The sequence below is a fragment of the Acinetobacter sp. SFB genome (genome assembly GCF_001647545.1).
Classification (GTDB): Bacteria; Pseudomonadota; Gammaproteobacteria; order Pseudomonadales; family Moraxellaceae; genus Acinetobacter.
In genome coordinates, this window is sequence record NZ_LSZH01000012.1 from 384,894 (window position 1) to 400,389 (window position 15,496).

The window sequence follows — 15,496 nt, forward strand, 5'->3', positions numbered from 1 at the left end:
ATTTTTTTTAATCTTAAATCCATGTCAGCAATTGAGGATCTGCAGCTTTAATAAAATGATGCTCATTTAAACTCAGTAATTGCGGCTGGTTTCCCACTAAACGTAACGTAGTCATACTGGTATTGGTAATCGCCCAGTTCAGTGCAAAAATACGATTTGCATTAAGTTCGAGTAGTTTTCCAGCAGCCACCGAAATTACCCCACCTGAGGTAAACACCACGGCATAACGAGGTTTGGTTTTTGCCAGTTCATCACTTAAATTTTGTAGTGCAGTTTCTACACGGCTTTTAAAATTTGGCCAGGATTCGTCATATTCATGGTGGTATTCACCACCCGTCCAGCGTTCAATGGCACCTTCGAAAATTTTGGCTAAATAGGCACGTGGATTCGCTTCATTTTCGACATCCTGTTTTAATAAATGCGGTTCATTAAAGCGTGGTTCATATTGGGCAAAAACCTGTTGATGATTAAACTCATTCCAGACATTGTCAGTGATGATATGCGTATCAGGAAAACATTCCGCCAAAGCAAGATTGGCGGTTTGTTGATGGCGCTGCATGGAACCGGCAACCACATAAGGTTCTTCTTTCAGAATATGATTAAAATACTGACCCAATAATTTTGCCTGTAATTCGCCATTCGGTGAAAGTTTGTCATAACTTTCTGCGCCAAAGGATGCCTGTCCATGACGAATCAGATAGATCGTGGTCATTTTACTTTTCCTAAAATTTCCTGAAGTTTTGCTTTATATTTCTGTGCAATATCATTGGCTTCAAACTTTTGCTTACCAATCAGTTTTAATGCACGAATATGCAAGGCATGAATGACAATCCAGAAGTCTTTAAATGCCGGATTATTGGTCTGTTGATGATAATAACGATAATAAATTTGTTGCGCGATCACGGCTAAACGGAAGATCCCGAACACTTCATAAAAAGTCCAGTTTTCAGTTTGCAAATTCATCTTTTCTAAATAGTAATCGACCACTTGTTTACGGCTACACATGCCTTTTAAATGGGTAGGCTGACGACGTGTCGCTTTAAAAACTTGAGGATCCGTCTCTTCAACCCAATAGGCTAAAGCACAACCCAAATCCATCAGCGGATCGCCCAGAGTTGCCATTTCCCAGTCCAGCACACCAATAATTTGAGTTGGATTATGTGGATCTAAAATTAGATTATCAAAACGCCAGTCGTTATGAATGATGCAACAAGTCGAATCAGCAGGAATGTTGTCTTTAAGCCAGTTACGTACATATTTAAATGACGGTACATTGATGGTATGCGCTTTCTCAAACCGAGCATCCCAGCCCTCAACCTGACGACGACAGTATCCGTCTCCCTTACCCAGTTTTTCAAGCTCTGTCCCTTGATAAGGTACTTGATGTAGCTCGATCAATTTATCAATGACATTGGTACACAGGTGGCGAACTTGGGCTTCTGTGAAATGTAATTCTTTGGGTAAGTTGGCACGAGGAATAATGCCCTCAATCCGTTGCATCACATAAAAATCACAGCCAATTACAGATTCATCCTGACACAAGACCACCATTTCAGGCAAAACGGGATAGAAAGGTGCCAGATTTTTTTGCACATTGTATTCACGTACCATGTCATGGGCAGATTTGGCTTTTGTGCCTTTGGGTGGACGACGCAAAATTAAATCGGCGTTGTCATATTTCAAACGGTAAGTCCAATTAGATGCCCCACCTGAATATTGGGTGACATCCACCTGACCTTGCAGATCAATACCTTGTTGTTTAAGCCAATTTTCTACCGCAACCACGTCCAGCTCTTCACCTTCACGGACATTTCCACCGACATCAATCACTGACATGCTTATTTCCCTAAATCTTCAATTTTAAAAGACTTGTTACTCTACTTATTTATACCGTTTTCATTTTCCATTGACAGGAAAATTTGAATAAAGTTGTAAGAACTCTCATCTAAACACTATTTTTTAAATTTTACTTACGATGTGAACCATAACCGCGTTTTGCCAGTTCAAGTCTGGCAATCATGCCTTTATGCACTTCATCTGGACCATCGGCCAAACGCAGGCTACGCGCTTGAGCAAAGAAACCTGTCAGGGGTGTATCACGAGAAACGCCGGCACCGCCGTGAATTTGAATAGCCATATCCACCACTTTTTCCAGCACACTGGGCGCAACCACTTTAATCGCAGAAATTTCAGTCAAAGCCGCCATATTGCCTAAAGTATCCATTTTATAAGCGGCATACAAAGTTAAAAGGCGCGCTTGATCTATGGCAACTCGGGCTTCCGCCACACGTTCCAGATTACCGCCCAATTTTAAAATTTCTTTACCAAAAGCAGTTCGGCTCATGCCACGGTCAATCATCAACTCTAAAGATTTTTCTGCCGCGCCAATACAACGCATACAGTGATGAATCCGGCCTGGACCTAAACGACCTTGCGCAATTTCGAAACCTTGTCCAGCTCCGCCAATAAAGTTGGCAATTGGCACACGTACATGATTAAAGCTGATCTCACCGTGGCCATGTGGTGCATCATAATCACCAAACACAGGCAACATCCGTTCAATTTTCACGCCTACCGTATCAATAGGGACTAAAACCATAGAATGTTGATGATGTCGGTCTTTACTTTCATCAGGGGTATGCGCCATAAAAATGATGATTTTTGCGTTTGGATCACCTAAACCTGACGACCACCATTTACGACCATTTAAAACAATTTCATCACCATCAATCACTGCGGTCGCTTGCATATTGGTTGCATCGCTAGAAGCTACATCGGGTTCAGTCATACAAAAGACTGAACGGATTTTGCCTTCAAGCAAGGGCGTTAACCATTGCTGTTTTTGCGCATCAGAACCATAACGCCATAAGACTTCCATGTTGCCGCTATCCGGTGCATTACAGTTAAATACGATGGGCGCAATTAAACTGCGACCTGTCAGTTCGGCAATGTGTGCATATTCCTGTACAGATAAACCCTGACCTAAAACAGGATCTGGTAAAAACATATTCCAAAGTCCGGCTACTTTGGCTTTATTTTTTAATATTTCAAGTTGAGTTGGCCATTGCCATGTGGTCCAGTCCCCCCCTTGATTTAACTGATGAACATCGTTCCAAAACCCTGTTTCAACAGGTTCAATTTCATTTTTGATAAAAGCTTTGGTGCGTTCTATAAAATCTTGTGCACGTGCTGATAATTCAAACATGTCGATTCCCCTTAAAATATTGTTATTACTACTCTTGACAACACCTTAGCTTGAAAATCATTATGAACAAAATGATTTAATTCAATAGATAACTATGAACAGTATTCATAATAAAAATGCGATTGGCACTACAGTTGATATGGCAATTTTTCACCGTATCGATATTAATTTATATCCACTTTTTATTGCGATTTTTGAGCAAAAAAGTATTTCCAAGTCTGCTCAAATCTTATCTATCACTCAATCTGCTGCCAGCCATGCCTTACAACGCTTAAGACAACATTTGCAGGATGATTTATTTGTCCGTGCAGGCAATAAAATGTTACCTACTCCCTTTGCGGAACAAATTTATCCTGTAATTAAAAATGCCTTGATTGCAATTCAAGGTATTTCACTACAGAAACAAAATTTTGATTCAAGCATGGTGCAAACTTTAAAAATTGCAGTGCATGATGAAATTGAACCGATTATCTTCCCTAAACTGGTGACGCATTTTCACCAACTTAATTTAGCCATTCAGTTTTCCAGTATTAAGCTGGACCGTAAAAATGTGGTGACCGATCTTGCCACTCAGCAAATTGATTTTGTAATTGATTTAGAACAAAACTTTGGCGAAAAAATTCAGTTTGAAAAACTGGTGCAAGACCAATTTGTAGTGTGTACTCAACAGCAAAGCATGACAGAAGATATCTACCTGGCCTCCCCGCATATTGGAGTTTCATCACGACGCACCGGGGTTTTAATTGAAGATATTTATTTGAATCGAAAACAATTTTCCCGTCAGGTTTTTTTACGTTGTCAGCATTATTCAACTGCCTTGCAGATTTTAAGTCAGCAATCCCAAGCTATTCTTACCATTCCTAAACATATATTGGTTCATTTACAGTTAATAGGCGGTTTGAATATTTTTGATGTTCCTGTTGAACTGCCTAATCTTGATATGGGGATGTATTGGCATAAGGATCTTGAATTAAATTTACGTCATAAATTTTTAAGAAGTGAAATTTCTAAAATTTTTGCTTAGGCTATTTATTTATACAGGCATCTTTTGGGATTTATAAAATGCTTAGGCTATTTTCAATAGTACAAAATAAAACACTGACTGTTTAGCTTTTAAGCCTTATGCAGTATGGCTTTCCCCTACAATGATCCATGTCTTTGCTGTGTTTATATACAGCTCATTTTTAAGGATTTGGATTATAACTTTGTTGCATCTCTCTACCACCTGGCAAATTGTGCTCGGACTACTGGCCCTATGCTTTTCCTATTATTTACTGCATAAAATCACTATTTATTTGAAGGATTTATTTCGTCCTTTTAAGAAAGGCAAAAAATACTGGTGTCGTGTGAGTGCAGTAAGTGACGGCGATACCCTTACCTGCTACCGTTTTAATATAAGGCGTTCTGAAACCAAATTACGCTTTGCTTATGTGGATGCACCTGAATCTAGCCAAAGCTATGGCAAGGAGTCTCAGCGCCTGGTTCAAAGCATGGTAAAAAATAAAATGGTCCGGGTAAAAATTACCGATATCGACCGTTATGGACGCTGTGTCGGTGTGGTATATCGCTATCGCAAGAATATTAATGAAGAAATTGTTAAACGTGGTGCTGCATGGGTATATGAGGAATATATTAAGGATAAAAATCATTTACTTTATATGTTGAACTTGCAAAATAAAGCAAAAAAACAGAAAAAAGGTTTATGGAAAAGCTCCCGTCCTGTACGCCCAAGTGTTTATCGTAAACAGAGTAAATAATATTTTTATAAATTCAAATATTAAGATAGAGGTATTTAAATCTCAATTTTAAATACCTCTCAATATTAAAATAAATTTCTATGTCAAACGCGCCAATTCATTTTGTATGAGCTGGTGTAATTTTTTCATGCATAATTTAATTTCAGTGTCGTTAAGTGAGCTAAACCCCAATACAAAACCATATTCATTATCATATTCATAAAACTGGCTTAGGCGGGTAATGGCAATATTGTCTAGCTCTGCACCCTTGACCAAAGCTTGTTCAAGTATATGCGGAATCTCGGACTTAAAATAACATGCGACTTGCATCACCGGATGCTGCTCTTTTACAAAGCAAAATTCAGATAAATAGCGTTCAAAACTGGTCATAAAAGTTTGATAACGTTTTAGATAGAGTTGCTGCATTTGCCTTAAATATTCGGCGTAATAGCCGCGTTGCATAAAATTTCCAAGTAAAACCTGAAAATATTGGGACGGTGCACTGCCATCAATATAATTGCGATAACGCTTAAAAGGCTCAATTAAAGCTTTGGGCAAAATCATATAAGAGAGTCGTAAACTTGGTAAAATATATTTACTGAAAGAACCAAGATAAATCGTCCGTTGATAAGGGTCTAAACCTAAAATGGCAGTATTATCCGTTTTATTTAATAACAGTGCATCATAATCATCTTCAACAATATAACTGTTGTTTTTTTCTGCATATTCAATAATTTGCTTTTTTCGTGGTGTACTCATTTGAATACCACTCGGATACTGACTGGCAGGTGTGACGTAAATTGCTATCGCATCATGAATATCAGCACAGTCTTGTATTTTTAATCCCTCATGATCTAGGCCAATACATTTTAAATCCAGATTCATATGCTTAAATAGTTGGTAGGCATTCGAATAATATGGATTTTCCATAATAATTTTATCATTCGGATTGAATAATACCCGTCCACACAGATATAAAGCTTGCTGGGTACTATTCACAATAAGCACTTGTTCTGCAGATACGTGTGCATTACGGTTCAAATTAATATGTTGGGCAATTTGCTGACACAATAAATCATCGCCACTTGCATTATCTTTTAAAAAGATATTTAAACCATACTGGTTTAGCGCATTTTTTTCTGTTTCATACCATTTTTTAAACGGGAAATTGCGTATTTCAGGCATACCGTCAGCAAAAAAATTCAGGTTTTGATCAAAAAATAAATTCTCTAATTGTTCGGTATTTTCTGGAAGTCGATATTCAACCGTTTCAGAAGGCAGCTGTTCTAGTTTTACTTGTGCTTTAATAAACGTACCTTTCCCTTTGATTCGCTCAAATATTCTTTCTTGTTCTAATTGGGCATATACTTTTTCCATGGTGTCACGTGATACACCTAAGTGCTCGGATAAAAATCGTGTGGATGGGCATTTAAAATCAGACTGCAGATGTAATTGTGGCAAGGTTTCTTTAATGGCTAAATATATCTTGGTTCTTAATTTACTTTCATTATTCTGTGCAAGATTTTGATTTAACAATTGGACAAATTCATTTTTTTTCATTTCATAACCTGCACGCATCCAACTTATTTAGACAACAATTAAAAATTGCCTTATCGAAACAAGGCAATGTCTTCAAAAAATTTAATATTAAGATTGAATTATCTTTTTGAGCTTGTAGCTTTGCTGCTTCAGGCAGCCTCTTCTGATATGAAGGCATATACTTTAGTTCCTTGCTCCTTGCCAAGAAGAAAAACTAAGGAACATTCAGCCTAACAGTAAACTGCTTCACAGCACCAAATATGAGAAAGGTTATTTAGCTTCGTTCATTAGCATATCTCAATTTTGATTCAAGACTGTTTTTAAAGATGGTTTCGGTAAATTCACCAAAAACAGATAATTTTTCAAAAAGATGCTCGCTGTACATCAAATCGTCAATCAAATGCGCTGCATCATTTAATTTCATACGGAACTGACGACTGACTAAAGGTGCATTTTCATTTGTGATGTTTTGACAAACTCGTGCTAATTCTGGAGTCTTTCTTTTCCAGAATAGTTTTTTAAAATCAATTTCTGCCAAATTACACTGTTTTTGATCCAGAGAAATTTCCTCAATCTGAACCCCGAATAGACTTGCTAACTTTTGTTCTGCATAAGAATCCAGTCCACTCTGCCCGATTATAGTTATATGCTGACACGCAGGATCAAGCAAGGCTTTGGCTAAAGCATAGACTCTAAACTCAACCACATTAAACCCAGTGGGCACCAAATCTAGACATAGATTCATTTCAGCAATGGATTGCTGATTTTTCAGTTCTAAAGCATCAAGACGAAAATAATGGGTATATACCTGTTCAACAATATTCTGTCTGGGTGCGATATAAATCGTATTCTGATTTAAGACTGCATGAATAAAAGGTGTAAATAAATAACTTAGGTTATTTTCCAAAGTCGTGCTTTGCAGGATGTAATTATGGGATAATTGCTGCATAGACCTGACGGCTAGACTTTGCTGAAGAATGGCATCAAATTCGTCAAGAGATTGAATTCCGAGTCTTTGCAAGATTTTTTCCGAATCAATTTGATTCAAGTTAAAAAAATCTAAAATAAATTGGAAGCTTAGACTTTGCAGCATGATCGCCTCAAACAATACGCGCTATAAAATGAATAAACATACTATAGAACTTAAATCATGATAAAGCGGTCTGTTTTACATGTGAAAAGTGGTCTGTTTTTAGCAGACCACTTTCTAAAGTGAATTTGGTTGTTGATTAGATATAGGCCAATTGAATCAAGAGTCTGAATGCCCCAGCCACTAGCGCTAAAGCAAAAAATCCACCAAGCCACAACAGAATAAACCACTGGGTTTGTGAGAGTTTCATATTTCCTCCTTAATGATAGCCCTTATCACCAATACGGACTTTATCGCGGAAGACCCAATAGGATAATGCTGTATACATCAAAATAATCGGAATCAGCAGTAGCGCACCAATTAAGGCAAATAACTGGCTACTTTCTGGGGCGGCTGCCTCCCAGATGGTAACGGATGGCGGAATAATATAAGGCCATAAACTGATGAGAAAGCCCGTATAAGCCAAAATCACCAAAGCCAGCGTGTAGATAAATGGACTAAGTTCTTTGCGCTGTTTACAGGCGCGTAAAGCCATAAAGGTAAACACTAAAACCAGAATCGGGACAGGACTAAAATAGGTCAGTTGCGGTTGACTGAACCATCTTTCTGCAATTGCCGGATGTGCCAAAGGAGTATAAATACTGACACCACCAAAAATAATAAATAAGGCAATAATCATCTTCGGCATGAGCTGATAGATTCGATTTTGCAAGTCTGCATCCGTTTTAAAGATCAGCCAGCCACAGCCCAAAGTGGCATAAAGCACGATCACACCTATACCGGTAAAGACTGAAAATGCAGTGAGCCAATCCAAGCCACCCCCGGTATATACCCCATTGGTGGTTTTAATCCCTTGAATATATGCACCTAGAATAATACCTTGAAAAAATCCGGTTAAAATGGAGCCGCCAATAAAAGCAATGTCCCAAAGATGTCGGTTACGTCTGGATTTAAAACGGAATTCGAAAGCCACTCCACGGAAAATAAGCGCCACCACCATCAGAATTATGGGCAAATACAGCGCAGAAAGTACCGTCGAATACACCAAGGGAAATGCAGCAAATAAGCCTGCCCCACCCAATACCATCCAGGTTTCATTACCATCCCATACTGGGGCGACAGTATTCATCATCACATCACGTTCTTGTTGCCCTTTAAAGAAAGGAAATAAGATGCCGATGCCTAAGTCGAAACCATCCAGTACCACATAAATCAGTACGCCAATGGCAATAATTACAATCCAGATAAAAGATAAATCAATCATTTGTCATTCTCCTGGTGATTATCGAGAGGCTGACCATCCAGCTCTTCATCCGTACTGCCCAATGGACGATGCGAGGCTTGAATGACCTTTTCTTCACTGTGTGGTACTGAATGAACAAATTCCGGACCTTTATGCATGATTCGCAACATGTAATAAATGCCAATACCAAAGACCACGCAATACACCACTACAAAAATAATCAGGGTTAATCCGACTTGTTCTGCCGACACTGGAGATAAGGCATCTTTAGTTCGCATCACCCCATAAACCACCCAAGGTTGACGTCCCACTTCAGTAGTAAACCAGCCAGCCAACATTGCGATAAAACCGGAGGGGCCCATCAATAAAGCAAAACGGTGAAACCATTGACTTTCATAGAACCGGCCAGTTTTTCTAAGCCATAAACCGACTAACGCTAATAACAGCATCAATACGCCCAAGCCGACCATGATCCGGAAGCTCCAAAACACAATGGTAGAATTTGGCCGATCTTCAGGTGCAAATTCTTTCAAGCCCTGAACTTTACCATTCATGGAATGGGTTAAAATCAGGCTTCCCATATTTGGAATACCTATTGCATATTTGGTTTCTTCTGCCTGCATATCTGGAATACCAAATAAATACAAAGGCATTCCTTCATTATGATTGGTTTCCCAGTGTCCTTCTATTGCAGCGATTTTCGCCGGTTGATACTTTAAGGTATTGACGCCATGCATGTCTCCGATCAAAACCTGTAAAGGTGTGAGTACCAATATCATCCATAAGGCCATGGAAAAAGAGGTTTTGACCAATGCATCACGGCGACCTTTGATTAAATGCCATGCTGCCGTGCTGGCAACCAGCAAGGCTGACACCAAGAATGCAGCCATGGCCATATGTGCCAGACGATACGGGAAAGAAGGGTTGAATATAATGGCCAGCCAGTCTTGCGGAACAATAAGGCCATTTTCAATGCTGAAACCTTGTGGGGTCTGCATCCAGCTGTTAGATGATAAAATCCAGAACATGGAAATACAGGTTCCGACTGCCACCATGACGGTGGCAAAGAAATGTGCCCGAGGACCAACGCGCCCCCAACCAAACAGCATAATGCCCAAGAATCCGGCCTCCAGAAAGAAGGCACTCAGTACCTCATAGGCTAAAAGCGGTCCCGTTATACTGCCCGATACACGTGAAAATTCACTCCAGTTGGTTCCGAACTGATAACTCATCACCACGCCAGAAACCACGCCCATACCAAAGGCAATGGCAAATATTTTGACCCAAAATTTAAACAGGTCTTGATAGACCGGATTTTGAGTTCTGAGCCAGCGCCATTCTAAAACAGCAAGGAAGCTTGCAAGACCAATAGAAATTGCAGGAAAAATAATATGAAATGATACGGTGAAAGCAAATTGAATTCGTGCCAGTTCAAGTGCGGTTAATCCTAGATTCATAACATCACCTTTTTAATTCGTCAATATGGTGAATGAACACGAAAATACACAATCGCGTTATATTGTTGTTTTGACCTGTTTCAGCATACCCTCGAAACTTCTGAAAAGTATGTTGATTTATTATTTCAACATCATTTAAACAGCTTAAATTTCAAATACTGGCTATATTTTTCCTCATATATCGAGGAAAGAAATGAATATTCATGACGATGTCAGTAAAAATGGCTTATTCATTTCATCTCTAAAACATGGTATCCAATTTTTTATACAGATAAAGGTGAAGTTCGACCCTGTGGCATTATAAATAGCTGCTGTAGCTCGAAATAAACGTGTTTAAAACTCTGTACTAATAAGGAGACAGGCAACTGACTTTAAGTCATGGGTCTTTTTTTATCTTGAAAAGTTATTTTCACCCTGCTTAATACTTGAACCATCTTATAAAGAGGCGTAAAGTTGAATTAATTTAGTTACCCTGGCTAACTATAATGTCACCTCAACTTAAATTTCGAGCTTCATTATTACGCTGCGCACGTCTCATGAGTGATGAAATCAATACCATTTTATTGCCCCATCAATTGAATTATTCCTTATGGCAAGTGCTGTATGTGATTCAATTAAAAAAAGGTTGTACTTCGATCGACATTGCCGAGTATCTGAATGTCTCCAAACCGTCCATTGCAAAACGTATTCATGCCCTGATGCAACTGAAAGTGCTTGAACAAGTCGATACTGAAGACAAACGGCAAAAGAAACTGATCCTGAGTCAAAAAGGTGTACAACTTTTTCAAATTTGCTCTGAAAAAATGGATGTGTTTGAACAACAATTGCTCTTGCCACTAGATCAAGATATGCAAAAAAGTACCCTGACTACGCTTCATACACTTATGGACCATTTGCAAGATCTTAAATCAGGTATACAACCATGAATGAAAATGCCCCCCTATGGTCAAGAAATTTTATTCTTGTCAGCGCTATTAACTTTCAACTGGTACTGACCTTTTATCTGCTTGTAGTGGTTATTGTCGGTTATGCGGTAGCCGAGCTCGGTGCAAGCACGGCACAAGCAGGTCTGGTCTCGGGTTTATTTATTGTCGGTACGCTAATTGGCCGTTTGTTTGTAGGCAAATTTTTGGAACGCTTTGGACATAAAACTACACTGATTGTCGGTTTAATCGGCTTCCTGGTCTTTTCCGGCTTCTATTTTATGAAGTTCGATGTAGGCATGCTTTTACTTGTGCGCTTTATGCATGGTTTTATGATGGGTATGGCCTCCACTGTTCTAGGCACCATTATTGCGCAAGTCTTGCCGCCAACTCGTCGCGGTGAAGGGATTGGTTATTACAGCATGAGCAGTACTTTGGGAACCGCGATTGGTCCTTTCCTTGCCATCTGGATGATGCTGCACATTGGTTATGATTCCATTTTTATTGTTTCAAGCATTATTGCGGTGAGCTGTCTTGTAGTTGCGCTGCTGATTCAAGTGCCTAATCTGGTGCAACAAAACAACCCGCTGGATATTTCTGTATCCGCTGAAAAACCCCGCTGGATTTCGCAATTTATTGAATATAAAGCACTACCGATTTCTTTTATTATGTTATTGGCATCTATTTGCTATTCAGGCGTGTTGTCCTTCATCAATTTTTATGCCAAAGAAATTGATCTGGTGGAAACCGCATCTTTTTTCTTCTTGATGTATGCCATTGCAATCTTGATATCCCGTCCATTTACCGGCCCATTGATGGATCGTAAAGGCGAAAATATCATTATGTATCCTGCTTTTATTATTATGGCAATTGCCATGATTTTATTAAGTCAGGTACAAAGTTCATTTATGCTGTTGGTGTGTGCAGGTTTACTGGGTTTTGGTTATGGTAATATTCAATCGGTTTGCCAAACTGTTGCGGTAAAAAGTGCCAGTATTGAACGGATGGGGTTTGCAACCTCTACCTTCTTTATTTTCCTCGATGCAGGTTTAGGTTTTGGTCCTTATTTCATTGGTCAGGCATTGGATTATATTGACTATTCACAACTGTATTTCTACAGTGCAATGTGTGTTTTAGTCTGTATCCTTATCTATTACCTATTACACGGTCGTAAGGCAAGCAAACGCCAACACGTCTCTGCTTAAAAACAGGCATCTAAAAAATAGGGTAAATCGAAAATCACCTTTTATAAAGGCAGATTCAAACAAAGAGAGGTCATATTGACCTCTCTTTTCTACCTTCTTTGTTTTAAAATTAACAATTATTTAAAAACTTTAAAGCGCACTGCATCATCTATATAACCTTTGTCTTTGGCTTCAGCTTCTACTGAACCAAACACTAACTGTGCACGAAGTTTCCAGCTTGCAGGAATATTCCATTCAGCATGAACCTGTTCATCTACAATTGGGTTGTAATGCTGAAGAGATGCACCTAAACCATCGGTATGTAATGCTGTCCAGGTCGCGAACTGCGCAATCGCGGTTGAATGTTCTGCCCAGACTGGAAAATTGTCGGCATAAGATGGGAACTGCTCTTGCAAGCCTTGAATCACATCCATATCTTCAAAAAACAACACCGTCCCTACACCAGCGGCGAAGCTATCCATTTTGGCACTGGTTTTTGCAGCGGCATCTTCATCTTTTGCATAAGACTTGAGTTTTTCTTTCACAAAGCCCCAAAACTTTTCATGTTGGTCATTAAATAAAATCACGGCACGTGAAGATTGCGAATTGAAAGATGATGGGCTTTGCTTAATAGCATGTTGAATCAATTCAGTTAAGTATTCTGGGCTTTGCTCTACATTTTTGCCCACTGCATAAATAGTACGACGTTTATTAATTAAATCTAAAAACTGATTCGACATTAAATAAAATCCTTTGATATTTCCTCGGGAAGATTTGAAACAACCTGCCTGCACTGTTAAGAAAATGTGAAATATCAACTTTCATAACCATGCAGATGCAAATTTGCTGTTGCCCTACCATATGCAATAATAATTCCAATATCTAGTACATTTTATTGATAATTAAATCATTAATTTTTGATAAAGAGTTATGCATATAATTTAAACATATCTTTAATAAATTCATCAGTAATAAAAAAATCCTCCAATATTTGAAGGATTTTTACACTATTTCATTCTTTTTTAAAATTTAGCATTCAATATACTTTGCGATACTTTATGCTTCCAGATATCACGTAAGGTTGGCAAATAGAATTTCTGACCAATTTCAACCAGTTCAGCATCAATCAATGCATGAATTTCGTGCATAAACAAATAATCCAGTTCAACTGTTTTCAGAGTCTTGTGAGCTTCGGCAAACTCTCTACGTTTTTGTTGCGCAGCTTTTATCAATTGATCTGCATAGTTCTTGTTTTTAAATTGCGTAATCGCATTTAGACGTAATTCAATTACGCCCCAGCCGCTTAATAATAATTTAAACAACTCGAAATCTTCTGTGGTCGATTCCCAGGTCATTTCATCCAGATTTTCGTCGTTAGGAAGTACTGGAAGCAGCAGTTCCATCACACTCGGAAAAATCTTTTTAAAATTCAAAATAAATTTAACAGGATGCTCGCCAGGATAATCCTTAAATTGCACCTTTTTCTGAACATCTGTTAAATAAACATTAAGCATAATCAATCATCAGCAGTTAATTTCTCGCTATATTGTACGCATATATGCAGCAGATAAAAACCACTGATGATCAATAGATCAGTGTCCAGGCCTTTAGATGCTTATTTTACGTTAGGTGAAACCATATTTTCAGGAATCACCACGGCATCAAACTGTTCTGCAGTCACCAAGTTCAATTCAACCGCAACCTGCTTTAAAGTCTTGCCTTCCTTATAGGCCGTTTTTGCCACTTTCGCAGCATTTTCATAACCGATCACAGGGTTTAAAGCGGTGACTAACATCAACGAGTTATGCAAGAAATAATCAATTTTTTCACGGTTTGGTTCAATACCCACCGCACAATGATCATTGAAGCTATTACATGCATCGCCCAGTAACTGAATTGATTGCAATAAGTTAAATGCAATCACCGGCATAAACACATTAAGCTCAAAATTACCCGAAGCACCAGCGACATTGATTGTCGTATCATTACCCAACACTTGTGCGACCACCATGGTCATGGCTTCACTTTGAGTCGGATTAACCTTGCCTGGCATAATGCTTGAGCCGGGTTCATTTTCAGGAATGCGAATTTCGCCAAAACCGCAACGTGGCCCACTGGCTAACCAGCGAATATCATTGGCAATTTTATTTAAACTGGCTGCTAATGTTTTCAAAGCACCCGAGGCAAATACTGCAGCATCACGTCCTGCCAATGCTTCAAATTTATTCGGTGCAGTAACAAATGGCAAATCGGTCAAAGTCGCCAATTGTGCGGCTGCTTTGACTGCATAATCAGGGTGCGCATTTAAGCCCGTTCCTACAGCAGTACCACCTAAAGGTAACTCATATAAGCCCAATAAAGCATAATCTAACCGTTTTAAGCCATGATCGAGCTGCGCCACATAACCACTAAATTCTTGTCCCAGTGTTAACGGTGTCGCATCTTGTAAATGTGTACGTCCAATTTTAACTATATCTGAAAATTCTTTCGATTTTTTCTCTAATGTATCGCGTAAACGAGTTACTGCTGGAATAAGCAATTCATTGATTTGCAGGCTCGCTGCAACATGAATAGCCGTTGGAAATGAGTCATTGGTCGATTGTGCACGGTTTACATGATCATTTGGATGTACCGGTTTTTGCGAACCTAAAGCATTACCCAGTTTTTGATTGGCAATATTGGCAATGACTTCATTACAGTTCATATTGCTTTGCGTACCTGAACCTGTTTGCCACACCACCAATGGAAATTGTGCATCCCATTTTCCAGCAATCACTTCTTCTGCTGCACCCACAATATAATGCGACAATTCATGAGGAATTTGCTCTAATTCGGCATTGGTGATGGCTGCTGCTTTTTTTACCAAGCCCATCGCACGAATCATGGGCCGTGGTAAGCGTTCTTGCCCAATTTTAAAATTTTGTAAACTACGTTGAGTTTGCGCTCCCCACATTGCTTCACTCGGTACTTCAACATCACCCATAGTGTCGTGTTCAATACGTGTCTGCATCATCTTCCTCATTTCAATGTGGTTTTATAGCGATAGTCAATTTATTAAGTTTTGACATATTTAATGATCTTAATCAATCAATTTTCAAATGTAAATGATTATTATTTAT

15 protein-coding genes are annotated in these 15,496 nt (G+C 38.8%); 4 read left to right on the forward strand and 11 right to left on the reverse strand.

The genetic code is table 11. The features are described 5' to 3' along the window. Positions 1 to 13 precede the first annotated feature (13 nt). From AY606_RS09105 to AY606_RS09115, 3 genes are all read right to left on the reverse strand, one after another. Complete coding sequence (locus tag AY606_RS09105; protein ID WP_067867296.1) at positions 14 to 712, reverse strand: histidine phosphatase family protein; 699 nt, start codon at positions 710 to 712, stop codon at positions 14 to 16. Further along, positions 709 to 1,836, reverse strand: coding sequence for a phosphotransferase family protein (locus AY606_RS09110; protein WP_067867298.1), 1,128 nt, complete (start codon positions 1,834 to 1,836; stop codon positions 709 to 711). The genes AY606_RS09105 and AY606_RS09110 overlap by 4 nt, the downstream gene beginning before the upstream one ends. A 130-nt stretch (positions 1,837 to 1,966) precedes the next feature. After that, entirely contained in the window at positions 1,967 to 3,205 is a 1,239-nt protein-coding gene (locus AY606_RS09115) for an acyl-CoA dehydrogenase family protein (protein WP_067867300.1), read from the reverse strand. Between the two features lie 94 nt (positions 3,206 to 3,299). Here AY606_RS09115 and AY606_RS09120 point away from each other — a divergent pair, with 94 nt between their 5' ends. Further along, complete coding sequence (locus tag AY606_RS09120; protein WP_067867302.1) at positions 3,300 to 4,229, forward strand: LysR family transcriptional regulator; 930 nt, start codon at positions 3,300 to 3,302, stop codon at positions 4,227 to 4,229. A gap of 121 nt (positions 4,230 to 4,350) precedes the next feature. Beyond that, a complete protein-coding gene (locus tag AY606_RS09125; protein WP_067867304.1) occupies positions 4,351 to 4,962 on the forward strand; it encodes a thermonuclease family protein in 612 nt (203 codons plus the stop codon). 78 nt (positions 4,963 to 5,040) lie between these two features. Here AY606_RS09125 and AY606_RS09130 read toward each other — a convergent pair whose 3' ends face one another. The 5 genes from AY606_RS09130 to AY606_RS09145 form a co-directional block, all read right to left on the reverse strand. Continuing rightward, positions 5,041 to 6,501, reverse strand: a complete 1,461-nt coding sequence (locus tag AY606_RS09130; protein WP_067867443.1) for an aminotransferase-like domain-containing protein — start codon at positions 6,499 to 6,501, stop codon at positions 5,041 to 5,043. Positions 6,502 to 6,754: 253 nt separating this feature from the next. Then, positions 6,755 to 7,573: a hypothetical protein gene (locus tag AY606_RS09135; RefSeq protein ID WP_067867306.1), complete on the reverse strand. Its 819-nt coding sequence runs from the start codon at positions 7,571 to 7,573 to the stop codon at positions 6,755 to 6,757. A gap of 136 nt (positions 7,574 to 7,709) precedes the next feature. Next, positions 7,710 to 7,820 carry a DUF2474 domain-containing protein gene (locus AY606_RS16110; protein ID WP_131364556.1) on the reverse strand — a complete coding sequence of 37 codons (111 nt, stop codon included), beginning with the start codon at positions 7,818 to 7,820 and terminating at the stop codon, positions 7,710 to 7,712. Positions 7,821 to 7,829: 9 nt separating this feature from the next. Then, positions 7,830 to 8,834 (reverse strand): cytochrome d ubiquinol oxidase subunit II, encoded by a 1,005-nt coding sequence (cydB, locus tag AY606_RS09140; protein ID WP_067867307.1) that lies wholly within the window; start codon positions 8,832 to 8,834, stop codon positions 7,830 to 7,832. Beyond that, entirely contained in the window at positions 8,831 to 10,270 is a 1,440-nt protein-coding gene (locus AY606_RS09145; protein WP_067867309.1) for a cytochrome ubiquinol oxidase subunit I, read from the reverse strand. The genes cydB and AY606_RS09145 overlap by 4 nt, the downstream gene beginning before the upstream one ends. A 482-nt stretch (positions 10,271 to 10,752) precedes the next feature. Between AY606_RS09145 and AY606_RS09150 the strand changes: the two genes are divergently transcribed. Further along, the gene (locus tag AY606_RS09150; protein WP_502692119.1) at positions 10,753 to 11,196 is read left to right on the forward strand and encodes a MarR family winged helix-turn-helix transcriptional regulator; all 444 of its coding nucleotides are present in this window, start codon (positions 10,753 to 10,755) and stop codon (positions 11,194 to 11,196) included. After that, a complete protein-coding gene (locus tag AY606_RS09155; RefSeq protein ID WP_067867314.1) occupies positions 11,193 to 12,398 on the forward strand; it encodes an MFS transporter in 1,206 nt (401 codons plus the stop codon). Before AY606_RS09150 ends, AY606_RS09155 begins: the two co-directional genes overlap by 4 nt. Before the next feature lie 116 nt (positions 12,399 to 12,514). Here the strand turns inward: AY606_RS09155 and AY606_RS09160 are convergent, their stop codons facing one another. The 3 genes from AY606_RS09160 to fumC form a co-directional block, all read right to left on the reverse strand. Then, positions 12,515 to 13,117, reverse strand: a complete 603-nt coding sequence (locus AY606_RS09160; protein ID WP_067867316.1) for a nitroreductase family protein — start codon at positions 13,115 to 13,117, stop codon at positions 12,515 to 12,517. A gap of 282 nt (positions 13,118 to 13,399) precedes the next feature. Further along, positions 13,400 to 13,891 carry a hypothetical protein gene (locus AY606_RS09165; RefSeq protein WP_067867319.1) on the reverse strand — a complete coding sequence of 164 codons (492 nt, stop codon included), beginning with the start codon at positions 13,889 to 13,891 and terminating at the stop codon, positions 13,400 to 13,402. Between the two features lie 101 nt (positions 13,892 to 13,992). Next, positions 13,993 to 15,387, reverse strand: a complete 1,395-nt coding sequence (gene fumC / locus AY606_RS09170) for a class II fumarate hydratase (RefSeq protein ID WP_067867322.1) — start codon at positions 15,385 to 15,387, stop codon at positions 13,993 to 13,995. Between the last annotated feature and the right edge of the window lie 109 nt (positions 15,388 to 15,496).